Here is a 22,582-nt window from a genome sequence, read left to right on the forward strand (position 1 = left end):
ACGACCTGTGCCATTTGACTCCAGGAGAGACCGAGATGAACCTTACGCCGGTTGGGATCGATATCGCGAAGCGTGTCTTCCAAATACACTTTGTTGACGCTGCCACGGGCGAGGTCATCAACAAGCCGATAAAGCGTGCGAAGTTTCTCGAACACTTTGCGAATCGGGCCCCATGCCTTATCGGCATGGAGGCATGCGGCGGTTCGCAGCATTGGGCGCGACAACTGGTGGCGCTAGGGCACGAGGTCAAGCTGATGCCAGCGGAATTCGTAAAGGCCTTCAACATCCGTAACAAGAACGACGCAGCAGACGCTCAAGCGATATGGCTCGCGTTGCAGCAGCCGAGCAAACCGGTAGCCGTAAAAACCGAGGCGCAGCAGGCAATCTTGGCGCTGCACCGATTGCGCCAGCAGCTGATCAAGTTCCGCACTATGCAGATAAACTGCCTGCGCGGACTCTTGACCGAGTATGGTGAGGTCACTGCACGAGGTCGCCTTGCACTCGATAAGGCAATGCCCATGATATTGGCGCGCGTTTCTGAACGGCTTCCACTCGCGCTCATTGATACGCTGCGGGAACAGTGGGCCGCGTTATCGAAAATCGACGATCAAGTGTCTACGATTGAACGGCGACTTCAACAAGCCGCTATTAACGATAACGGCGTCAAAGCGATTACTGCAATACCCGGCGTCGGCACGTTGACCGCGACTGCAGCCGTCGCCTCGATGGGTGACGTGCGTGCCTTCAAATCCGGACGTGAGTTTGCCGCCTGGATTGGCTTGGTGCCCCGGCAGACTGGTTCCGGCGGAAAGGTGGTTCTTGGGCGAATCAGCAGACGTGGCGACACGTACTTGCGCACGTTGCTGATACATGGCGCGCGAAGTGTCCTGTACCGCTACAAGCAACCTAATCCGTGGCTTGAGCAGATCAAACAGCGCAGGCCGGCAAATGTAGTGGTTGTCGCGATAGCAAATAAGATTGCCCGAATAATTTGGGCGATTCTCAGCCATGACTGCCCTTACCAACAGGGGCACGTCAGTACTAGACCCGCCTAATCGAGAATTCGTCGAGAAGACGGCGTTAGTGTAAGCCCGCTTGTCCAAAGGTTGCGTCGGCAGTCGAAGCGATGACGAGATAGGTCGGACCGGTACTCGCCAAACCTGAATGCGCATACGAGCTTCAAGCTCGCTTGATCAAAGAGGCGCGAGTAAGCGAATTTCATCGGGGCCCGCAGTGTGCGTCTTGCACTGCATCAAGGCCGGATATACAGCAGCAGTCCATCTACCTGTCAGCGTGCACTTCTGCTTCGCAAAAGGGAGGCGTTCATATACATGCGCATGGTCGCGCTGATGTCGAAAGCGCGCTCCGCCCAGATCGCAAAGTTGAGAATGAGCGGCACGCAGGCGTCTTATCGTCACTCGTGAAGTTCGGCCATTATTCGTCGCGTTCTGATTTCGTCGCTTTAGGTTTTATGGTGTATTACTTGTCGGACCCGCATACCGCATCGGCGTTTCATTGCACTTCGTTTGAAACGGCGGGGGTATTGCCTATACTTCATTCGACGGCTTACTGGATCGAAAACTAATGGCCGTCGTTCGTCATGCAGAATAATCGCGTTCTGCATTCAGGAAACTCGAATAACACATGTTGCGGTCCTGTTTTCCGCCAAGGTCACTGCATGACGGCGGGTCCTGAAAATGGATCTGCCAGGGAGCCATCGTGAAAAGTCTGCTGAGCAGAAGAGGGAGCTTGCTCGACAATGCGCCATCGTTTCTGGTGCGCCAGAAAGCGCACAATCCAATCCGCTTCCCCGCGCCTGAAATTCACGCGGAAGACGTGCCCAAGAACGAAGAGGTCCCGTTAGCCCCGTCTTCGACGCGCGTGACGCCGCTGCGGCCTGCCGCGGTTCCGCTTCAGCAATCCGGCAAGCAGGCGTTGCAAGCTGCGCAACTCGCCGAGGTCGAATGGCTCGTTCAGCAAGGCTCGCTTTCGACGTTTCGCACATTTCAGAGCTTTGGATATTCCGCGAGTCTGATGTTTTATCCGCGCGAGCTGATTTATTACGCCGTGCTGTATCACGAGGGCGCCGTCTGGCGGGTGCTCAAGGCCGGCGACATCGACGCGGCGGAGCCGGCGTTCCGGCATTTCGTCGAACAGGCAATGCGTCTTGCCGACGCCGAAATGCGGCGCGCGCATCTCGAGGCCCAGAACGAGCAGTTCTCGCGTCTCATTGCGGAGTCCGAGGCACAGATCGAACGCGTGCGTGTCGATCTGCATCGAGGCGGCGAGCAGGATCAGGAAGTCGCGCTCAAGCAGCAGGAAGTGCGCAAGGCGCTCGCGCAACTGGAAGGGCGACGCGTCGCCGCGCAGACGCAACTAAACAAACTACAGCGCCAACGTCATCAACTCGATGCGACCATCAACGAGAGCGTGCCGCATCTGCCGCCCATACGGTGACATTCCGTCAGATTCATCCGAAGAAAACGTTCCGATCTCGCGTAGAATCGCCCCTTCGTGCAGCTAGTCGATTCTTTCGGCATACTCCGCAACGAACTTCGCAATGTATGTGCTGAGCCCGCGTCCGGCGCGGGCGAGTTGCTTCATTTCCTCGACGCGCGTGCGACCGGGCACGCGATAGTCATACAAGTATGTCCCGCCGCTGACGAAGCGCACCTTGATGCCGTCGCGCAGGATGTCGAATGCTTCGACGCCCGAATTGCCGGCTAGATTTCGATAGGGTTGCATGGCGTCTTCAAGCCGAAACGTGCGCAAACGATTGCGCGTTCAAGGCTGGCCTAAAGTTTCATCGGCCGGGACCGTTAAGGGTGTCATGGATAAAGATCAATTCCCGTTCCTCGACTCGGACGACCCACACTTTCAGCACGCACGCGCGCTGAGCCTCTCGGTGGGTGCGATTCGACGTGCGCAGGGCAAGTGCAGTCCCAACGACTTCCCGGTCGGCTCGCTCGAATGGCACTTCGCCATCGAGGACTTCGCGGGCGACGTCCTGCGCGCGCTGATGGACGAGACCGAAAACATCGACATTCAAGTCGGAGAGCGTCCGCGCGATTGAACGCGCGCACGCCCTTTGCACCTTCCTGCCGCCATTGCGCGGCGATCCGCGTTTATAGCTTCACGCCGCCCGCTTCCGGCGCATCCACGCCGCCTGGCGGAATTGCGCCGCTCGGGCCGACGTCGCTCACGCGGTCGTTCGACCAGTACGGCTCGCGTCCGTAGTGCTGATGCACGGTGCTCGCCCAGACGCGGTCGGCCATCGACGGCCACGAATCCTTGTCGAAGCCCGGCGAGTTGCGCACCTGTTCGGCTGTTGCGTCGATCCGGAAGCAGCGGTTATCGGTATCGAGCGTGAGCGCGCTCCAGGGCACGGCCAGCAGCTTGTCGCCGATGCCGAGAAATCCGCCGCTCGACAGCACCGCATACGCCACGCGTCCGCTCGTCACATCGAGCATGATTTCCTTGAGCGAGCCGACGTCGTGGCCGTCGCTGCTCATCACTGAATTGCCGTCGAGCGTGCTCGCCGCCATGACGTCGGGTCCGGGGCCCGCGGCTGTCGCTGCGCCCTTGCCAACGATCTTCGCGCCTGCCGAAGACGGCTCGGTCGATTGAATCATGATCCGCTCCTTGACCGGTTGTGTAGACGCATTCCGATCAGCAACGGCCGTACCCATGACGCGTCGCGCGTGTCTGCTAAGCTCCGGGTTCGTTCAATCCTGCCGCTGCCCATGATTGCTTTCGAGGAACTGCTCGCCGTCGCGTACAAGAAGGAGCGCATGCAGAGCCGGCGGCTCGCCAGGGGCGCGGGAATATCCGAGCACGCGGCGCTCGTCAGGACACTGGAGAAAGCGGCGGACGGACAGTCCTTGCGCAATCTGATCGATGCGCGCCGCGCCGCGCAAACCCGACACGCGGATGCGCTGCGTTCGCGCGAAAGCCTTCGGGCCGAGCGCGCGGGCCAGGCGAAGCGGCGTAATGCCGAGGTCGACGCCGACGGATGGCGCGGCTGGTTCGACGGCTCTGCGCTGCCGAACCCGGGTCGGCTCGGGATCGGCGGCGTGCTCGTCGGGCCGCGGGGAGAAACCATTGAGATCAGCGTCGCCGCCGGCACGGGCGACAGCAGCGCGGCGGAATATCTCGCGCTGATCGCCGTGCTGGAGGCGGCAGCGCGCGCAGGCGCCACGGATGCGGTGATCTACGGCGACAGCCGTGTCGTGATCGACGACGCAAGCGCGCCGGACGGCGCGGGCATTCGGTCGCTTGCGCACCATGCGGGGCGCGTCCGCGAGCTTGTCGCGCGGATCGGCGATGTGCGGCTGCAGTGGATACCGCGCGCCCGCAACGTGCGCGCCGACGCGCTATCGCGCGGGGCGCTCGGTTCGTCGCGCGCGGCGGTCGAAGCGGCCTGATGGCGGTTCAAGTCCGCCATAAGAAAGTCATAAGCTGCGAAATTCAATAATCGCTTAAGTCAGTTCAGATCGCGGACATCCGCTGTCGGCGTATCGCCGAATGCATCGCTCAATAGATAGTCGGCGACCTTGCGCGCGGACTCCTCGGGCGTCGCGAGCTGGCCATCGCGCTTGAGTGCGTCGAAGCGTTCGCGCATCGGAAAGCGGTCGAGGCCCGTGCCGCGGATTTCGGCTTGCATGTCGGTGTCCACGACGCCCGGCGCGACGCTGCAGATGCGCAGCGCGCGATTGCCGTCGAGTGCGACCGCGCGCGCGTGATGATCGAGCGCCGCCTTAGTCGCGCAGTAGATGCTCCAGCCGGGATAGGCGTTGCGTGCCGCGCCGCTGGAAACATGGACGATGCGCGTATCCGTGGCCTGCGCGCTCGCCTGGACCACGGCCGCGGCAAGCATCAGCGGGGCGGCCACATTCACGCTGACCGCGCGCGCGACGGCGGCCGGCTCTTGATCCGCGAGACTGCCGACCGGCGCGAGCATCCCCGCGTTGTTGACGAGCAGCACGCGCGCCGCTCCGGAGACGAAGCCCGACAAAGTTTCACCCGACAGCCATTCGGTGAGTTTCGGCAGATCGGCCAGATCCAGTTCGATTTCGTGAAGCCGGCCGGGATGGCGCGCGGCGAGTTCGTCGTTGCGCTTTCGGGAAATCGCAAGCACGTCGGCGCCTTGCGCGAGCAAAGCTTCCGCGAGCGCGGCGCCGAGTCCGCGGGTGTGGCCGGTGAGGATGGCGCGAATCTGACTGGACATGGGCATGGGCGTGATGAGGTTGGCTGAAGTCGTCCGATTCTAGCGGCATGCGCCTGCACGTGCCGTCTACGCCCAATCGCGACGATCCGGCAACATGAAAACGCGTCGAGAACGGTCGAACGTTGGTTCCAGGACACAGCGGCGGGACGGGACTTTTTTCTGACTGACAAACCCTGTCGCAAAATTGACAATCCACTTGAAACGAAAACCGCTGGAGACTTTCATGCCGAACCGCCCCAAAGCGTCCCGAACTGCGTCGTCGATCGCCGGGGGCCGCCATGCCGCCGCGCCCGACATGCGCTCGCTCGCGTTTTCGGTCGCGGTATGCGCGATGCTCATCGGCTCGCCGGCGGCGGTCTGGGCACAGAGCTCGGTGCAGCTCTACGGCGAACTCGACGCCGGCGTCGCTTATACCAGCAACGTGGGCGGCCACTCGCAGTATCGTCTGACGAGCGGCACCATCGACGGCAGCTACTGGGGACTGCAAGGTTCCGAGGACCTGGGCGGCGGCGCGCGCGCAATCTTTCGGCTCGAGCGCGGCTTGTCGGTCGCGACGGGCGAAGGTCTCAACGACCATCCGATGTATGTCGGCATCGGCACGGATACGCTCGGAACGGTCACCTTCGGCAGCCAGTACGATTCGATTCACGATTATTTCCAGACCTTCACGCTCACCGGCAACACGGGCGGCACCGCGTTCGCCCACGTGCTCGATAACGACAACGCGAATAACTCGTTCCTTGCCTCGAACTCCGTCAAGTACACCAGCGCGAATTACGGCGGCTTCAGCTTCGGTGGCCTCTACGCGTTCTCCAACGAGGCGGGCGCGTTCTCGGACAACCGCGCGTACAGTGTCGGGGCGAACTACTCGATCGGATCGTTCAATGCGGGCGCGGCCTACTTGCACAACAACGGGCGCGGCAACACGACGATCGGCGCATACGATTCGCTTACGCTGCCCGGCTCCGGCAACACGGTCTTCAACGCGAACGTACAGCGGCAGAACACGTTCGGCATTGGCATGAGCTACGAGTTGGGCGAATTCACGCTGAGCGGCGCGTTTTCCCGCGCGATCAACTCCGGCGTGACCGATGCGGACACCGGCGACGCGATGCCGTCGCTCGCGCTCAACAACTACGAGATCAATGGCATCTACAAGCTGACGCCGGCCATCCAGTTGTCGGGAATGTACGTCTACACCAGCGGCGGCGGAGCGCACTGGCACGAGGGGGCGTTGCAGGTCGACTATCTGCTGTCCAAGCGCACGGACGTGTATCTCGAGTCGATCTATCAGCGCGCGTCGTCGGGCGCGCCGGCGATCATCAACACCAACGATCCGTCGAGCGGCCGCAATCAACTGATGCTGAGCACGGGCATCCGTCATCGTTTCTGAGACTTTTGAGGGCGTCGTGCGCGTGATAACTTAGCCGTCTGTTTTCCGCTGGTCAGCAGGTGCCCCATGTCGCTCCAGACCTTTTCGATCTTCCTGCCCGCATGCTTCGCTATCAACATGGCGTTCGGGCCGAACAACGTTCTGTCGCTGTCGAACGGCGCGCGCGATGGCGTGCGCGCTTCGGTGCTGGCGTCGTCGGGACGGATCGTCGCGTTCGCGATCATGATCGCCATCGCGGGACTGGGGCTCGGCGCGCTGCTGCTGGCGTCGCAGACGCTTTTCACCGCGATCAAGCTGGCCGGTGCGGCCTATCTCGTCTGGATCGGCGTGAAGCTGATGCGGTCGGGGCCGTCGCTCGTCGTCAAGGAAGAGGGTGTGGCGCGCGGCCCTGTGAGTCTCGCGCGGCTCACCAAGCAGGAGTTCTGGGTCGCTGCCGGAAATCCGAAAGCGATACTCGTGTTCACCGCATTCTTCCCGCAGTTCGTCGATCGCAGCGCGTACGCGACGAGCTTCGCGATCCTCGGCGCGACGTTCCTTCTGCTCGAACTGGTGGCGATCGTCATTTACGCCGCCCTGGGTGCGCGCCTGGGTTCGCTTTCGCGCGGCGCGCGTAGCTTCGTCTGGTTCAATCGCGTAAGCGGGGCGCTCATGATCTGTTTCGGTGTCATGCTCGCATTCGTACGCCGCCCTGCGACTTGATTCCCGTGTATCGAAATCGCATTAATCGCGCCGATTATTACGTTGACTCATGGAGAATGACGACGTAATAAGTCCTTAGCGCTATCCGCGAGTGACCCGAATCACAAATAACAACAAAATGCGTCGCTCGTGAATCGCAATACGCTTGCTTTTCGCTGAACCCAGCGACGCGCGTGAAGCGACCCTTCGGTGCGTTCGATATCTGCAACGATCGATTCTCGCCACACGCGAGAATCGCGTCAGGAAAATAGAAGTTCAATGAAAAGTTCAACCACTTGCATATGCGGCCAGGCCGCGTCGCGCGCGCAACTCTCGCACCTCCCCGATATGCTTCACCGCCACGTCTCTTGATTGCAAGCAGACATTCGTCTGCAATCTGCGATAATTTTGAGTTTTACTCGCGGATAATCGCACCCGCGATCGCCACATGCCCTGATCCGCGCGTCTCGTTCATTTGGTTATTTCTTGCGATCGGAAGCTTGGTTTGCGCCGATTCGCTTATTGTTGTCCGAAGGATTTTCTCCGATGCTTACTCACTCGTCCGGCACCTCGCAGACGCGCTCGTTCACGACTGTTTTTCTGATCGAAATGTGGGAGCGCTTCGGCTATTACGGCATGGCTGCGTTGCTCGTGCTGTTCATGGTCGACAAGATCGGGTTCGCCGATGACCACGCCAACCTGACCTGGGGCGCGTTCACCGCGCTCGTGTTTTCGGCGCCGTCGATCGGCGGCTGGATCGGCGACAAGGTGCTCGGCGCGCGCCGCACCATGACCGCCGGCGGGATCGTGCTCGCGCTCGGCTATCTGATGCTCGCGCTGCCCATCGACACGCTCGGTTTCATGTATGCGTCGCTCGGCGTGATCGTCGTCGGCAACGGGCTTTTCAAATCGAACGCGGCGAATCTCGTGCGCCGCATCTACGAGGGCGACGATGCGCGCATCGACAGCGCGTTCACGATCTACTACATGGCCGTGAACATCGGCTCGACCTTCTCGATGCTCGCGACGCCGTGGATCAAGGATCACTGGGGCTGGCACGCCGCGTTCGCCGTGTGCTGCGGCGGCATGGCGCTCGGCCTGCTCAATTTCGCGTTGATGCGTCGAACGCTCGCGCACATCGGCTCCGCGCCGGACGATCAGCCCATTTGCTGGAAGCACGCGTTCGCGGTGGCGGCGGGCGGCATCGCGCTCGCGGCATCGACCGTGTTCGTCCTGCAGCACAAGGCGGTGGCCGTCGCGTGCGTCTACGCGGCGGGCGTCGCGATTCTGGGCATCTTCGGCTACATGCTCACGAAGTGCGACCGCAGCGAGCGCGCCGGGCTCGTCGCCGCGCTGATCCTCACGCTCCAGGTCATTCTGTTTTTCGTCTTTTATCAGCAGATGTCGACGTCGCTCACGCTGTTCGCGCTCCGCAACGTCGATCCGTCGTTCGCGATCGGCGGCGTCGAGCTGTTCACATGGAGCGCCGCGCAGTTCCAGGCGCTCAACCCGATCTGGATCATGCTGCTGAGCCCGATCCTCGCGTTCGTCTACACGCGACAGGCGCGCCGCGGCCGCGATATTCCCGTGGCGGCGAAGTACGCACTGGGCTTCGTCGTCGTCGCGGTCGGTTTCTTCGTCTTCGGTCTGAGCGGACGTTACGCGATCGACGGGCGCGTGTCTTCGTGGTTCATGGTGGCGGGCTACGGTCTTTATTCGCTTGGCGAACTGCTCGTGTCGGGCCTCGGCCTCGCGATGATCGCGCGTTACGTGCCGGTCCGCATGAGCGGTTTCATGATGGGCGCGTATTTCGTCGCGACGGGCGTTTCGCAGTATCTCGGCAGCGTCGTGGCCAACTTTGCGCGCATGCCGTCGGGCAATCTCGAGCCGCTGCAATCGCTGCCGCTCTACACGCATCTGTTCGTCGGGCTCGGCTGGCTTGCGGCGGGCGGCGCGGCGGTCGCCGTGGCACTCCTGCCCGTGCTCGGCAGACTGTCGCGGGCGCATCAGCGTGCTGTGGAGGAGGCCGTGAACGCCGTAGCGAAAGAGCGTGCGCAGCCGGCGGCACGATTGAGTGCAAACAACGTTTGACTTCGATGAATGCTTCGGTCTATAATTTAATTCTTCAGACGCGGGGTGGAGCAGTCTGGCAGCTCGTCGGGCTCATAACCCGAAGGTCGTAGGTTCAAATCCTACCCCCGCAACCAAATCGTCAAGCAAAGAGCCCGGTTCATCCGGGCTCTTTGCTTTTCCGCGCTCGTTTTTTTCGTGCCTAGCACCGGCTAACCTATTCGCGCGACCTCTCCAACAGAAAATTCATCCCCAAGCACGAAAAGCCTGCATGAGCTTTCACTCATGCAGGCTTTGTGCGATCTTGCCAACTTGTTTCGACTGGGGCGCAACCGAAAGTGCGCAAATCCGCGAGCTTTCACGCGACCTGCGCGCGAAACCGCGACCCGATCGATCTCAGGTTGCGATGCCGATCCTGTCAGGATGGACGAGGGCAGTATGCCCTGCGTCGATCAATAGAATTTCTTCGGCAGTTGCGCGCGACGAATCTGCTTGCGCAGGCGAGCGACAGCAGCAGCTTTCTTGCGCTTGCGCTCGGTCGTCGGCTTTTCATAGGCCATGCGGGACTTGAGCTCTTGAATCAGGCCCGTGCGTTCGACGGTACGGCGGAAACGACGCATGGCGACGTCGAAAGGCTCGTTCTCTTTCAACAGTACTTTAGTCATTGAAATCTCGGTTGATCTGGCCCTGCCAGAATTTAGGGCAAAACGCAATTGTACACTTTTTGAGAGTCGGCCTGCACGCACTTTGTACGAAGACATGCACGCGCGGACTCGGGAATCACATCGTAGGTCGTTGAATCGAGACGACAATCCCGGAATACCCGGGTTCAGAAGCCGCGCGAGCGCACAGGGCGCGAATCGGGTACGGCCTCGCGCGCGTCGGGCTGTTCGATCGTCACGTCCGATTGCGCGAGCGCCACGCACGGCAGAATCCATCCCTCGGCCTGTTCCTCCGACGTCAGTCCCGGCCATTCGACGCGATACGCGATGTCACCATCGACGAGCCGGCACATGCATGCGCGGCACGTGCCGTTGCGGCACGATCGCGGCAGCGACAGTCCCGCTTGCAGCGCTGCTTCGAGCAGCGTGACGCCGTCTCTCACCGCGACGAAGTGCCCGGCGGGCTCGATGACCATCGCGAAGGCGCGCGGCGCGTCGTCGGTCACGCTTTCACCTCGACACCCGCGCGGCCATGGGTGAGATCGCGCAGTTCGGCGGCCGCCGGTTCGCGCGCCGCCGCTGGCATGCGCACGACGAGGCGCACGGTCATGCCGTATTCGCTCTGCACGAGTTCCGCGTCGTGCTGCTCGATCCAACGCCGCACGCGCGCTTCGTCCGCGTAGTCGATGTCGATGCCGATCAACCCGCGCTCGATGCGCTCGATGCGTTCGGCCAGTTGCATCGCGCTGGCGATCGCGTCCGTATAGGCACGCACGAGCCCACCCGCGCCCAGCTTGATGCCGCCGTAATAGCGCACGACGGCGGCCAGCACGCCGTCGACTTCGTGATGCCGCAGCACTTCGAGAATCGGCCGGCCGGCGGTGCCGGAAGGCTCGCCGTCGTCGGACATGCCCGACTGACCGCCCGCGAGCAGCGCCCAGCAGACGTGCGTGGCGGCCGGGTGCTCGGCGCGCAGGCGCCCGAGTTCGCGCATGGCTTCATCGCGGTCCGCAACCGGCAGCGCGAGCGCGATGAAGCGGCTCTTGCGGATGTCGATTTCGGCGCTGACGGCAGAGGCGAGGGTGTACGTTGGCAAAGCAGAAAATGCGCAGAGGCAAAAGGCGAATCATAGCCGCTCAGCGCGACCGGTCATGCCGGGGCGTGCGGGGCCGCGTTCAGCGCGCGCTGCATGAGCACGGTGTCGACCCATCGTCCGTGCTTGAAGCCGACATCGCGCAGCACGCCGGCATGCTCGAAGCCGAGCTGCGCATGCAGCGCGATCGATCCCGCGTTGCCGCTGTTGCCGATCACCGCGATCATCTGCCGCCACGGGCCGCGCCCGCATCGTTCGATGAGCGCCGTGAGCAGCGCGCGCCCGATGCCGCAGCGGCCGAAACCCTCGGCAACATAGACCGAATCCTCGATCGTATGGCGGTAAGCCGAGCGCGGCCGGTAGGCCGACGCATACGCATAGCCCGCCAGTCGGCCATCGAGTTCCGCGACGAGATAGGGCAAACCCGCCGCCGCGATTGCCGCGTGACGCGCGCGCATCTCGTCGACGGAAGGAGCGATCTCCTCGAAGGTCGCGAGCGCGTGCTCGACGTAGTGCGAATAGATGCGCGCGATGGCGTCGAAGTCCCCGGGCGCGGCGTCGCGCACGAGCGGACGGGGGCGGTCGTGTGAGTCCATAGTTATCGTTCGATGCAAGGAAAACGCCGTTTCTGGTCATGCCATTTTCGCACGGCGCGCAGTCGGCAAAAAAAGGGCCTGCGGGCCGTGCGGAAGCCCACCAAAAGGTTGAGTTTTCGGGCAAAGAATTCGTTGAACCGGGCGATGCCCGGCCCCTACACTAGGTCGTTTGTCCGAGACTCTCGCATGAGCGGCGCAAGACGAGCCGACGCAGTCGAGCAGGAAACGAAAAACGCGGCGCGCGACATGGCTCGCGCCGCGGTCCATCACACGCAATGAACAACATTCAACGTGGTGCCTTGGCGGCGCTTCTGATCGTCATCGTGGTAATCGCGGCGCTGGCGCCGGCGGGGATCGGCTTTTTGTTCGCGCAGCGCAGCCAGCGGCATGACGAGGCCGAGCGCCTGAACATGGTCGCCGAGGCCGCGCTCTATCGCGCCGAGGAGCTCACGCGGCGTCTTTCCGGTGCGCTCGGGGAGATCGGCAAGGTGGCGGCGACGCCATGCTCGCCGCCGTATCTGAAAGAACTGCGGCGTATCGCGCTCACGCATGAGCAAGTGCGCGATGCGGGCGCATACGATCACGCTGGCCGCTGGCAGTGCTCGTCGCTGCTCGGCGCGGTGTCGGCGGGCGTGCTCGACGGTCTCACGTTGCCGCCGCCGGACTGGCGCTCGCGCGACGGCGTGATGGCGTGGTATGGCCTGTCGCGCCTGCCGGGCGGCAAGTCTTCGCTCGTGATGGGCCGAAACGGTTTTTACATCGCCGCCGATCCATCGCTTTACATCGACGCGCTCGATGCGAACGACGACGTCGCGAGCGGCGTCGCCGTCATCAACACGGACGTGAGCCGCGTGATCGCGACCACGCCCGCCACCGATGCCAACGCCATCCTCGCCGCGTATCGCACCGCGCCGCCCGTGCGCGACTGCGCGCCGTACGTCGTGCGCCGCTCCGTGTCGATGCCGCTCGCGGTCGTCGTGAGCGCGCCGCATCAGACGCTGCATCAGCGCCTGCGCACGCTGCCCTGGGGCTGGCTGCTCGGCGGCGTCGTGGCGGGGCTCCTGTTCGCGAGCTGGGCGGCGTTCTTCGTCGTGCGCCGGCTTTCGCCGCGCGGCCAGCTGAGCGACGCGGTGCGGCGGCACCAGTTCATCGTCGCGTATCAGCCGATCGTCGATCTCGCCACGCGACGCTGCGTCGGCGCCGAAGCGCTCGTGCGCTGGAAATATCACGATCGCATCGTGCGGCCCGATCAATTCATCCCGCTCGCGGAGCATCGCGGGCTGATCCAGGCAATCACGGATCAGGTGCTCGACACGATCCTGCTGGAACTCGGCGACTTCCTCAGGCGCTATCCGGAGTATTACGTGTCGGTGAACCTCTCCGCGCAGGATCTCACGACGCGTCGCTTTCTCGACGTGCTCGGCCCGGCGATCGCGCGGCAAGGCGTGCGGCCGGCGCAGATCCGCATCGAGGCGACCGAGCGCAGCTTTCTCGACGCCGATGCCGCCAAGGAAGTCATCAGCGCGTTCCGGGAAGCAGGCCACGCCGTCTATCTCGACGATTTCGGCACCGGCTATTCGAGCCTCTCGCACTTGCAGAACTTCCGCATCGACGGCCTGAAGATCGACAAGTCCTTCGTCGATACCGTCGGGCAGGACGCGGCGTCGAGCAGCGTCGCCTCGCACATCATCGACATGGCCGTGACGCTCGATGTGCAGGTGATCGCCGAAGGCATCGAGCGCGAGGAGCAGGCCGCGTATCTGCAGGCGCGCGGCGCGCAGTACGGACAGGGCTGGTTCTTCTCCGCGCCGCTTTCGGCGGCGGAATTCATCCGGTATGCGGGCAGGACGCGCGGCGCTTGATCGATACCGAAACGTCCTCACTTAAGTCGTTTCCAGACGAGGCACGATCATGAACGACCAGACAGCCACCGCTTTCCTGCGCGACGTGCGCCATCCGCTGCTTGCGCTTCATCGCAGCGTTCTTGCGCATCTGCGCGCGCGCCACGAGGCCGAGTTCGGGCCGGTGTCGCCGGGCGAATTCCTGCAGATCGTGATCAACGGTTCGGCGTATCGCTGGCTTACGCCGCTTTCGACATTGATCGCCGCCATCGACGACGTGCTCGACGACGACGAAGCCACCGCCGACGCGCGCATCGCACATGCGAAGGCGGTTGCCGACATGTTCAGCGCCGGGACGCGCGATCCTGTTTTCGCGGAGCAGTTCCTGCCCTTGCTGCAGGATAGCCCGGAGGTCGCCGTGGCGAACGGGCAGGTCGCGCAGCACGTGCGGAGCGTCGCGCGCGCGTAGAGCGCCTGCGCGCGGTCTATCGAAAATGCGACCTGAAAAATGCAAATTTCGTCGGCCGCGCATGTGCGGGTTTTCCTGTCTGTCGCACGCGGACAGCATTGCGCGGCGGGCAGATGACGGCGCCGCCGCGCGCTTCGTTCTCATGCTGCGTCGCAGCAAACATGGTCCAACGTCATTGAGCGATTGATTTTCGCTTGCGAGTATCGCCGCCAATCGCCGGAGCGCGCCTTTGCATCGCGCGCTCCGTTTCTTTCCGGTCAACACGAAAAGACGTTGGAGGCGACTCTTGAACCTGTACGGCTTTGCTCCGCTCCTCTGGGCGGGCGCCAAAGAGACGCTCGCGCTCGCGGTGCTGTCTCTCGCGGTATCGGTGCTGCTCGGCCTGGCTGGCGCATCCGCGAAACTTTCGCGTCACGCTCCGTGGCGCGCCATCGCGACCGCGTACACGACGCTCATCCGCTCGGTGCCCGATCTCGTATTGATGCTGCTGCTTTTCTACAGCATCCAGATCGCGGTGAACAATCTGACCGATGCGTTCGGCTGGGATCAGTTCGATATCGACCCGTTCACGGCCGGCGTGCTCACGCTCGGCTTCATTTACGGCGCGTACTTCACCGAAACGTTTCGCGGCGCGTTTCTCGCCGTGCCGCGCGGTCAACTGGAAGCGGGCAGCGCATACGGCATGAGCGGCATGCGCGTGTTCGCCCGCATCCTCTTTCCGCAGATGATGCGTTTCGCGTTGCCCGGCATCGGCAATAACTGGCAAGTGCTCGTGAAGGCGACGGCGCTCGTGTCGATCATCGGCCTCGCCGATGTCGTGAAAGCCGCGCAGGACGCGGGCAAGAGCACGTTCAACATGTTCTTCTTCATTCTGATCGCGGCGTTGATCTATCTCGCGATCACGAGCGCGTCGAATCTCGTGCTGATGGCGCTCGAGCGCCGCTATTCGATCGGCGTGCGCCATGCCGAACTCTGATCTCTGCTAGCGAGCGACAAGCCATGATCCAGATCTTCGCCGAATACTGGCGCCCGTTCCTGTACTCCGACGGCATGCGCGCGTCGGGCCTCGTCGTCACGTTATGGCTGCTCGCGACGTCGATCGCGCTCGGCTTCTGCGCGGCGGTGCCGCTCGCCTGCGCGCGGGTGTCGCGCAACCGCTGGCTCTCGACGCCCGTGCGCATCTACACCTACGTGTTCCGCGGCACGCCGCTCTACGTGCAACTGCTGCTGCTCTACACGGGCATGTACAGCCTGGAATTCGTGCGCACGCAATCCTTGCTCGAAGCGTTCTTTCGCAGCGGCTTCAACTGCGCGATTCTCGCGTTCGCGCTGAACACCTGCGCCTACACGACCGAAATCTTCGCCGGCGCGATCCGCGCAATTCCGCACGGCGAAGTCGAAGCCGCGCGCGCCTACGGCATGAGCACGTTCACGATGTATCGACGCGTGATCCTGCCGTCGGCGTTGCGCCGCGCCTTGCCTTTGTACAGCAACGAAGTGATTCTGATGCTGCACGCGACCACCGTCGCGTTCACGGCGACCGTGCCGGACATCCTGAAGGTCGCGCGCGATGCGAATTCGGCCACCTATCAATCGTTCGAATCGTTCGGCATCGCGGCGCTCCTCTACGTGGCGATCTCGTTCGCGCTCGTCGCGGCATTCCGGCGCGCGGAGCGGCACTGGCTCGCGTACCTGCGGCCGGCGGGCCCGGCGCATGGGGCGCGGCGTGCCTGAGCGGTAGAATTCGAAACCATGCATCAGTCCCTGTCATCACCCGAGGAGAAAGCGTTGGAGCCAACCGCCAAAGACGTCGCGACCAAGCTCGTCGCCGAGGACATTCACAAGCGCTACGGCGACAACGAAGTGTTGAAGGGCGTCTCGCTCGCCGCTCGCGCCGGCGATGTCATCAGCATCATCGGCGCGAGCGGCTCGGGCAAGAGCACGTTTTTGCGCTGCATCAACTTTCTCGAGCGGCCGAACGCGGGGCAAATCATCGTCGATGGGGAAACCGTGCGCACGAAGGCCGACCGCGCCGGCAATCTCGAAGTCGCGGATCACAAGCAGTTGCAGCGCGTGCGCACCAAGCTCGCGATGGTGTTTCAGCATTTCAATCTCTGGTCGCACATGACGGCCATCGAGAACGTGATGGAAGCGCCGATCCACGTGCTCGGCGTGTCGAAGAAGGAAGCGGAGGATCGTGCGCGCACGTATCTGGAGAAAGTGGGCCTGCCGCCGCGCGTCGAGAAGCAGTATCCGTCGCACTTGTCGGGCGGGCAGCAGCAGCGCGTCGCGATTGCGCGCGCGCTCGCGATGCATCCCGATGTCATGCTCTTCGACGAACCCACGTCCGCGCTCGATCCCGAACTCGTCGGCGAAGTGCTGAAGGTGATGCAGAATCTCGCCGAGGAAGGCCGCACGATGATCGTCGTCACGCACGAGATGGGCTTTGCGCGCAACGTGTCGAACCACGTGATGTTCCTGCATCAGGGGCGCACGGAAGAAGAGGGCGCGCCTGCGGAAGTGCTGAGCGTCCCAAAGAGCGAGCGTCTTCGGCAGTTCCTGTCGGGCAGCCTGAAATAACGTGGCAGGCGCGCCGCTGCAGGTTGCGATCGTCGCGCTCCCGCCGATGTCGATGAGCGGCATCGGCACGATCATCGACTGTCTCTCTCTCGCCAACGAGATCGACGGCCATCGTCTCTACGAATGGCGCATCTGTTCCTGGGACGGCCGGCCCGTGCCGCTTTCGGGCGGTGCGCAACTCCCGGCCGATTGCGCATTCAACGACGCGGTGCGTTGCGACTGGCTCATCGTCGTGTCGGAGCGCTATCAGCAGTTCGCCGACTACCGCCTCTTTCTCGCGAGCCTCGCGCGCGTCGCGCCGCGCACGCCGCTCGTCACCGGCATTCATCACGGCGTATGGTGGCTCGCGATGGCCGGCCAGCTCGCGCAATACCGCGTCGCGGTGAACTGGGAAACGTATCAGCAATTCACCGAGCAGTTCGAGCGCGCGATCGTCAGTCAGCAGATTTTCGAAATCGACCGCGACCGCGCCACATGTTCCGGCGGCCAGGCGAGCATCGACTTCATGCTCGCGATGATTGCGCGCGATCACGGCCCGGATCTCGCGGAGCGCATCGCGGATTCGCTCGGCATCGGCACCTTGCGCGCGGGCACGGAGCGTCAGCGCATCCCGTTCGTCACCGCGCCGGGCGAGCGTCACCCGCGCCTGAACGATGCGCTGCAACTGATGGAAGCGAACATCGAAGATCCGCTCGCCACCGATGAAATCGCGAGTCTCGTCGGCATTTCGCGGCGGCAGCTCGAGCGGCTCTTTCGCCAGTACCTCGGCGCAATGCCCTCGAAGTACTACCTCAACCTGCGCCTCACGAAAGCGCGCACGCAGTTGCAGCGCACGAGCAAATCCGTGGTGCAGATCAGCCTCGCGTGCGGCTTTTCCTCGGCGGCGCATTTCTCCAATGCGTACCGCGACCGCTTCGGCGTGACGCCGCGCGAGGAGCGCCGCAACTGGATCGAAAAGCAGCGCGGCGGCGCCATCGACGAGCCGCGCGGCGGCGCGCTGATCGAGCCGCCCGAACCCGCCTGAAGGCTGCGAAAAAACCCCATCGAAGCATGTCGCGAACGCGCAAGACGGAACGCGCGCGATTGCCTAATATCGAAGCTGATTGCCAAGAACCGGTGCTGACACCGATGCACGAACCTGACGAGGAGTGGCTCATGACCGACATCACAGTGAATCGCGGTACATTCGACGAAGTAATGGTCCCGGTATTCGCACCGGCCAATTTCGTGCCCGACCGGGGCCGCGGCTCGCGCGTATGGGACACCGAAGGCCGCGATTATGTCGATTTCGCCGGCGGCATCGCGGTAACGGCGCTGGGCCACGGTCATCCCGAATTACTGAAAGTGCTGCACGAGCAGGGCGAAAAGCTCTGGCATATCGGCAACGGCTACACCAATGCGCCGGTGTTGCGCCTCGCGAAACGCCTGACCGATCTGACCTTCGCCGATCGCGCGTTCTTCGCGAACTCGGGCGCGGAAGCGAACGAAGCGGCGCTCAAGCTCGCGCGCCGCTATGCGATCGACAATCACGGCGAGGACAAGATCGAGATCATCTCGTTTACGCAGTCGTTCCACGGCCGCACGTTTTTCACGGTGAGCGTCGGCGGCCAGCCGAAGTACGCCGAAGGCTTCGGCCCGCAGCCGCAGGGTATCCGTCATCTGCCGTACAACGATCTGCCAAAGGCGCTCGAAGCCATCGGCCCGAAGACGTGCGCGGTCATCGTCGAACCGGTGCAGGGCGAAGGCGGCGTGCTGCCCGCCGATCCCGCGTTCCTGAAGGGCCTGCGCGAAGCGTGCGACAAGCACGGTGCGCTGCTCATTTTCGATGAAGTGCAGACGGGCGTCGGCCGCACGGGCACGTTCTACGCGTACATGCAGTACGGCGTGACGCCCGACATCCTCACGAGCGCGAAGGCGCTGGGCAACGGCTTCCCCATCGGCGTGATGCTCACGACCAGCGAGATCGCCGCGCATTTCAAGGTCGGCGTCCACGGCACGACGTATGGCGGCAATCCGCTCGGCGCGTCGATCGCGGAGAAGGTCGTCGAGCTCATCAGCGATCCGAAGCTGCTCGAAGGCGTGAACGAGCGCAGCCGCGCGATCAAAACGCATCTGGAGCGTCTCAACGAGCGCTTCGGCATGTTCAAGGAGATTCGCGGACGCGGTCTCCTGATCGGCGCGGAGCTGAACGACGCATACAAGGACCGCGCGAAGGACGTGCTCAATGCGGCGGCGGCGAACGGCGTCATCATGCTGATCGCCGGGCCGAACGTGCTGCGCTTCGCGCCGTCGCTCATCATGCCGATGGCCGATCTCGACGAGGGCTTCGCGCGCATCGGCAAGGCGATCGAGCAGGTCGTCGGCACCGCGGCCGTCAAGTGATCAACAGGACCCGATGATGCTATTCGTTCGTCCCGCAAGACTCTCCGATCTCGACGAGCTCGAACGGATGGCGCGCGCAGCGCTTCCCGTGCTGCACTCGCTGCCGCGCGACCGGCGCGCGCTCGAAACGCGCGTCGCGTTGTCGGAAGACTCGTTTCGCGCCGAAGTCGAATTCCCCGGCGAGGAGTTCTATCTCTTCGTGCTCGAAGATGCGCAAACGGGCCGGCTGCTCGGCACGTCGAGCATCGTCGCGTCGGCGGGGTATTCCGAGCCGTTCTACGCGTTTCGCAACGACGCGCTGATTCACGCGTCGCGCGAGCTCAAGGTGAACCGCAAGATCCACGCGCTCACGATGTCGCACGAACTGACGGGCAAGAGCCGTCTGACGGGTTTCTACATCGATCCGTCGCTGCGCAACGAAGCGAACGAAGCGGCGGCACATCTGCTGTCGCGCGCACGCATGATCTACATCGCGGCGAACCGCAAGCGCTTCTCGAGCGAAGTCTTTTCGCTGATGCTCGGCGTCACCGACGACACCGGCGCCTCGCCATTCTGGGATGCGGTGGGCCGCAAGTTCTTCGGTCGCGACTTCGAGCAGGTGGAAGCGGAATCGGGCGGACGCAGCCGCACGTTCATCGCGGAAGTGATGCCGAGCTATCCGCTCTATGTGCCTTTGCTGCCAGGCGAAGCGCAGCGCGTGCTCGGCGAGCCGAACGAAGGCACGCTGCTCGCTTACGACATCCATCTCGAAGAAGGCTTCGAGCCGGATCGTTTCGTCGATATCTTCGATGCGGGCCCGGTGCTCACCATCGCCGTCGGCAAGAGCGCATCGGCGAGTTCGAGCGAGCTGCGCACGGTGCGCGAGGGCGCATCCGAAAGCGGCGCGCCGTATATCGTCGCCGCAGGCGGGGCGCATGAGTTCCGCTGCATCGTCGCCGGACTGGCGGGAACGCGCGCCGACGGCGCCGCATTGACCGCCGCCGCGCGCGCCGCGCTCGGCGTGGAGGACAAGGACACGGTGCGTTGCGTGCCGTTGCATCAGGCATCGGGAGAATTGCAATGATCGTCGTGCGTTGCACGCAGCCGGGCGATGTCGATGCGCTCGTCGCGCTCGCCCAGGAAACGGGTCCCGGACTCACCACGTTCAAGCCGGATCGCGGCGCGCTCGCGGCACGCGTCGAACGTGCGCGCCGCACGCTCGCCGGCGAGGCGCAGGCCTTCGAAGCGGGCTACTTCTTCGTGATGGAAGACACCGCGACGGGCGATGTCGCCGGTGTGTGCGGCATCGAAACGGAAGTCGGGCTGGAGCAGCCGTTCTACAACTATCGCGTGTCGACGGTCGTGCATGCGAGCAAGGACATGGGCGTATGGACGCGCATGTCGCTGCTCAACATCTCGCACGATCTGACGGGTTATGCGGAAGTGTGCTCGCTGTTCCTGAGCCCGCGTTATCGGACGGCGGGTGTGGGCGGCTTGCTGTCGCGCTCGCGCTTCATGTTCATCGCGCAGTTCACGGATCGCTTTCCGCAGCGCCTGTGCGCGGAACTGCGCGGACACTTCGACGAGAACGGCGAGTCGCCGTTCTGGGACGCGGTCGGCTCGCACTTCTATCAGATCGATTTCAACGAAGCGGATTACCTGAGCTCGCACGGCAAGAAGTCTTTCGTCGCCGAGTTGATGCCGCGCTACCCGGTGTATCTCGACTTGCTGCCGGATGCGGCGCAACGCGCGGTCGGCGTCACGCACAAGGACACGGCGCCCGCGCGCAAGATGCTCGAAGCGGAAGGGCTGCGTTACGAGAACCACGTCGATATCTTCGATGCGGGCCCGGTGCTCGAATGCCATACGACAGACTTGCGCACCGTGCGTGAGAGCGTGGTCGCCCGCGTGCGCATCGGCGATCGCACGCAGACGGACAGCGACGCGAAGAGCCTCGTATCGAACACGCTGCTCGAAGACTTCCGCTGCGGCGCGACGACGGGCGCGGTCGAGAACGGCGCGTTTGTGCTGACGGCGGAAGAAGCCGCCGCATTGCGCGTGAAGGAAGGCGACAACGTGCGCGTGCTGACGTCTTATCCGCGCGCGAAGTGAACGAGAGAGAACATGGATATTTCTAACCAGTTGTATATCGGCGGTGATTGGCAGGACGGCAAGGGCGCCGCGTTTGCATCGCGCAATCCGGGCTCCGACGAGATCGTATGGCAAGGCCGGGGCGCATCGGCGCAAGACGTGGATCGCGCGGTGTCGTCGGCGCGGCGCGCGTTCGCTTCCTGGTCCGCGCTGTCGTTCGATGAGCGTGTCGCGATCGCCAAACGCTTCGCGGCCCTGCTCAACGAAAACAAGGACGCGCTCGCGAGCGCGATCGGCCGCGAGACCGGCAAGCCGCTGTGGGAAGCGCGCACGGAAGTCGCATCGATGGCCGCCAAAGTCGATATTTCCGTGCAGGCGTATCACGAGCGAACCGGCGAAAAGCGCGCGCCGATGGCCGATGGCGTCGCGGTGCTACGGCATCGTCCGCATGGTGTCGTCGCCGTGTTCGGGCCATACAACTTTCCGGGCCACTTGCCGAACGGGCATATCGTGCCTGCGCTGGTCGCCGGCAATACGGTCGTGTTCAAGCCATCGGAACTCGCGCCCGGCGTGGCGGCTGCGACGCTCGCGCTGTGGATTCAGGCCGGACTGCCGGCTGGCGTGCTCAATCTCGTGCAGGGCGAGAAGGATACGGGCGTCGCGCTCGCGAATCACCGGCAGATCGACGGGCTGTTCTTCACCGGCAGCTCCGACACGGGCACGCTGCTGCACAAGCAGTTCGGCGGGCGTCCCGAAATCGTGCTTGCGCTGGAGATGGGCGGCAACAATCCGCTCGTCGTCGCGAACGTCGAGGACGTCGATGCAGCCGTACATCACACGATCCAGTCGGCGTTTCTGTCGGCGGGGCAGCGCTGCACGTGCGCGCGCCGTCTCTTCGTTCCCGACGATGCCTTCGGCGAGCGCTTCATGCAGCGCTTCACCGAGGTGAGCGCCAACATCCGTGTCGGCAAGTTCGACGACGAACCGCAGCCGTACATGGGCGCCGTGATTTCGGCGCGTGCGGCGGCGCGCCTCGTCGATGCGCAGGCGCGCCTCATCGAAGCGGGCGCGAAGCCGGTGCTAGAAATGGTGCAGCGCGCGGCGAATCTCGGCTTCGTGTCGCCCGCGATCCTCGACGTGACGAACGCCCGCGACGTGCCCGACGAAGAGCACTTCGGCCCGATGGTGCAGGTGACGCGCTACCAGACCTTCGACGAAGCGATCGAGCGCGCGAACGATACCGCGTACGGCCTTTCCGCAGGCCTGCTCGCCGACGACGAAGCCGCATGGAAGCACTTCCAGCGCACGATCCGCGCGGGCATCGTCAACTGGAACCGGCCGACCAATGGCGCATCGTCGGCGGCGCCGTTCGGCGGCATCGGACGCTCGGGCAATCAGCGGCCGAGCGCGTATTACGCGGCGGACTACTGCTCCTATCCGATGGCATCGGTGGAAAGCGCGCAATTGCAGATGCCCGCGAGCGTGTCGCCGGGACTCACGTTTTAAGTACGGGAAATGACC

24 protein-coding genes and 1 tRNA gene are annotated in these 22,582 nt (G+C 63.6%); 18 read left to right on the forward strand and 7 right to left on the reverse strand.

What is annotated here, in order from left to right:
- Window positions 1-35: 35 nt before the first annotated feature.
- Together NCR38_RS05030 and NCR38_RS05035 are read left to right on the forward strand one after the other, a co-directional pair.
- Window positions 36-1,055: an IS110 family transposase gene (locus NCR38_RS05030; protein WP_250476521.1), complete on the forward strand. Its 1,020-nt coding sequence runs from the start codon at window positions 36-38 to the stop codon at window positions 1,053-1,055.
- A gap of 664 nt (window positions 1,056-1,719) precedes the next feature.
- On the forward strand, window positions 1,720-2,457 hold the full coding sequence (locus tag NCR38_RS05035; RefSeq protein ID WP_250476522.1) for a DUF2968 domain-containing protein: 738 nt from the start codon (window positions 1,720-1,722) through the stop codon (window positions 2,455-2,457).
- Between the two features lie 63 nt (window positions 2,458-2,520).
- On the opposite strand, the gene NCR38_RS05040 is transcribed toward NCR38_RS05035, so the two are convergent.
- Window positions 2,521-2,745, reverse strand: a complete 225-nt coding sequence (locus NCR38_RS05040) for a hypothetical protein (RefSeq protein WP_061120117.1) — start codon at window positions 2,743-2,745, stop codon at window positions 2,521-2,523.
- An 85-nt stretch (window positions 2,746-2,830) separates the two neighbouring features.
- On the opposite strand from NCR38_RS05040, the gene NCR38_RS05045 reads away from it, so the two are divergent.
- Window positions 2,831-3,073 carry a hypothetical protein gene (locus tag NCR38_RS05045; protein WP_061120116.1) on the forward strand — a complete coding sequence of 81 codons (243 nt, stop codon included), beginning with the start codon at window positions 2,831-2,833 and terminating at the stop codon, window positions 3,071-3,073.
- Window positions 3,074-3,125: 52 nt separating this feature from the next.
- On the opposite strand, the gene NCR38_RS05050 is transcribed toward NCR38_RS05045, so the two are convergent.
- On the reverse strand, window positions 3,126-3,632 hold the full coding sequence (locus NCR38_RS05050) for a PRC-barrel domain-containing protein (RefSeq protein ID WP_061120115.1): 507 nt from the start codon (window positions 3,630-3,632) through the stop codon (window positions 3,126-3,128).
- Here NCR38_RS05050 and NCR38_RS05055 point away from each other — a divergent pair.
- The gene (locus tag NCR38_RS05055; protein ID WP_250476523.1) at window positions 3,624-4,424 is read left to right on the forward strand and encodes a ribonuclease HI family protein; all 801 of its coding nucleotides are present in this window, start codon (window positions 3,624-3,626) and stop codon (window positions 4,422-4,424) included. The genes NCR38_RS05050 and NCR38_RS05055 overlap by 9 nt on opposite strands.
- 59 nt (window positions 4,425-4,483) lie before the next feature.
- Here the strand turns inward: NCR38_RS05055 and NCR38_RS05060 are convergent, their stop codons facing one another.
- Window positions 4,484-5,233, reverse strand: a complete 750-nt coding sequence (locus NCR38_RS05060) for an SDR family oxidoreductase (RefSeq protein ID WP_061120113.1) — start codon at window positions 5,231-5,233, stop codon at window positions 4,484-4,486.
- A 289-nt stretch (window positions 5,234-5,522) separates the two neighbouring features.
- On the opposite strand from NCR38_RS05060, the gene NCR38_RS05065 reads away from it, so the two are divergent.
- The 4 genes from NCR38_RS05065 to NCR38_RS05080 all read left to right on the forward strand — a co-directional run bounded on the left by NCR38_RS05065 (window position 5,523) and on the right by NCR38_RS05080 (window position 9,505).
- A complete protein-coding gene (locus NCR38_RS05065; protein WP_061120158.1) occupies window positions 5,523-6,620 on the forward strand; it encodes a porin in 1,098 nt (365 codons plus the stop codon).
- Window positions 6,621-6,686: 66 nt separating this feature from the next.
- Window positions 6,687-7,319: a LysE family translocator gene (locus tag NCR38_RS05070; RefSeq protein ID WP_061120112.1), complete on the forward strand. Its 633-nt coding sequence runs from the start codon at window positions 6,687-6,689 to the stop codon at window positions 7,317-7,319.
- A 525-nt stretch (window positions 7,320-7,844) separates the two neighbouring features.
- Window positions 7,845-9,389: a peptide MFS transporter gene (locus NCR38_RS05075; protein WP_061120111.1), complete on the forward strand. Its 1,545-nt coding sequence runs from the start codon at window positions 7,845-7,847 to the stop codon at window positions 9,387-9,389.
- 39 nt (window positions 9,390-9,428) lie between these two features.
- Window positions 9,429-9,505, forward strand: a tRNA-Met gene (locus NCR38_RS05080).
- Window positions 9,506-9,820: 315 nt separating this feature from the next.
- On the opposite strand, the gene rpsU is transcribed toward NCR38_RS05080, so the two are convergent.
- From rpsU to NCR38_RS05100, 4 genes are all read right to left on the reverse strand, one after another.
- Complete coding sequence (gene rpsU / locus NCR38_RS05085) at window positions 9,821-10,033, reverse strand: 30S ribosomal protein S21 (protein ID WP_006999077.1); 213 nt, start codon at window positions 10,031-10,033, stop codon at window positions 9,821-9,823.
- Between the two features lie 164 nt (window positions 10,034-10,197).
- The gene (locus tag NCR38_RS05090) at window positions 10,198-10,506 is read right to left on the reverse strand and encodes a 2Fe-2S iron-sulfur cluster-binding protein (protein ID WP_086961388.1); all 309 of its coding nucleotides are present in this window, start codon (window positions 10,504-10,506) and stop codon (window positions 10,198-10,200) included.
- Window positions 10,507-10,532: 26 nt separating this feature from the next.
- On the reverse strand, window positions 10,533-11,126 hold the full coding sequence (locus tag NCR38_RS05095) for a YigZ family protein (RefSeq protein ID WP_061120109.1): 594 nt from the start codon (window positions 11,124-11,126) through the stop codon (window positions 10,533-10,535).
- A 53-nt stretch (window positions 11,127-11,179) separates the two neighbouring features.
- Complete coding sequence (locus NCR38_RS05100; protein WP_061120108.1) at window positions 11,180-11,719, reverse strand: GNAT family N-acetyltransferase; 540 nt, start codon at window positions 11,717-11,719, stop codon at window positions 11,180-11,182.
- Window positions 11,720-11,994: 275 nt separating this feature from the next.
- Here NCR38_RS05100 and NCR38_RS05105 point away from each other — a divergent pair, with 275 nt between their 5' ends.
- The 10 genes from NCR38_RS05105 to astD all read left to right on the forward strand — a co-directional run bounded on the left by NCR38_RS05105 (window position 11,995) and on the right by astD (window position 22,567).
- A complete protein-coding gene (locus tag NCR38_RS05105) occupies window positions 11,995-13,581 on the forward strand; it encodes an EAL domain-containing protein (protein ID WP_061120107.1) in 1,587 nt (528 codons plus the stop codon).
- A gap of 49 nt (window positions 13,582-13,630) precedes the next feature.
- The gene (locus NCR38_RS05110) at window positions 13,631-14,029 is read left to right on the forward strand and encodes a hypothetical protein (protein WP_250476524.1); all 399 of its coding nucleotides are present in this window, start codon (window positions 13,631-13,633) and stop codon (window positions 14,027-14,029) included.
- Window positions 14,030-14,315: 286 nt separating this feature from the next.
- Window positions 14,316-15,005 carry an ABC transporter permease gene (locus NCR38_RS05115; protein ID WP_061120157.1) on the forward strand — a complete coding sequence of 230 codons (690 nt, stop codon included), beginning with the start codon at window positions 14,316-14,318 and terminating at the stop codon, window positions 15,003-15,005.
- 23 nt (window positions 15,006-15,028) lie between these two features.
- Window positions 15,029-15,763: an ABC transporter permease gene (locus NCR38_RS05120; RefSeq protein WP_061120105.1), complete on the forward strand. Its 735-nt coding sequence runs from the start codon at window positions 15,029-15,031 to the stop codon at window positions 15,761-15,763.
- Window positions 15,764-15,781: 18 nt separating this feature from the next.
- On the forward strand, window positions 15,782-16,609 hold the full coding sequence (locus tag NCR38_RS05125) for an ABC transporter ATP-binding protein (protein ID WP_409241422.1): 828 nt from the start codon (window positions 15,782-15,784) through the stop codon (window positions 16,607-16,609).
- 46 nt (window positions 16,610-16,655) lie between these two features.
- The gene (locus NCR38_RS05130) at window positions 16,656-17,633 is read left to right on the forward strand and encodes a GlxA family transcriptional regulator (RefSeq protein WP_250476537.1); all 978 of its coding nucleotides are present in this window, start codon (window positions 16,656-16,658) and stop codon (window positions 17,631-17,633) included.
- 131 nt (window positions 17,634-17,764) lie between these two features.
- Window positions 17,765-18,991, forward strand: coding sequence for an aspartate aminotransferase family protein (locus NCR38_RS05135; protein WP_061120155.1), 1,227 nt, complete (start codon window positions 17,765-17,767; stop codon window positions 18,989-18,991).
- A 16-nt stretch (window positions 18,992-19,007) separates the two neighbouring features.
- Window positions 19,008-20,054 carry an arginine/ornithine succinyltransferase subunit alpha gene (gene aruF / locus NCR38_RS05140; protein ID WP_061120154.1) on the forward strand — a complete coding sequence of 349 codons (1,047 nt, stop codon included), beginning with the start codon at window positions 19,008-19,010 and terminating at the stop codon, window positions 20,052-20,054.
- Window positions 20,051-21,082, forward strand: coding sequence for an arginine N-succinyltransferase (gene astA, locus NCR38_RS05145; RefSeq protein ID WP_061120103.1), 1,032 nt, complete (start codon window positions 20,051-20,053; stop codon window positions 21,080-21,082). Before aruF ends, astA begins: the two co-directional genes overlap by 4 nt.
- Window positions 21,083-21,094: 12 nt before the next feature.
- On the forward strand, window positions 21,095-22,567 hold the full coding sequence (gene astD / locus NCR38_RS05150; protein WP_061120102.1) for a succinylglutamate-semialdehyde dehydrogenase: 1,473 nt from the start codon (window positions 21,095-21,097) through the stop codon (window positions 22,565-22,567).
- Window positions 22,568-22,582: the final 15 nt, after the last annotated feature.

Origin of the sequence: Caballeronia sp. INML1 (genome assembly GCF_023631085.1) — a bacterium.
GTDB classification, from domain to species: Bacteria; Pseudomonadota; Gammaproteobacteria; order Burkholderiales; family Burkholderiaceae; genus Caballeronia; species Caballeronia turbans.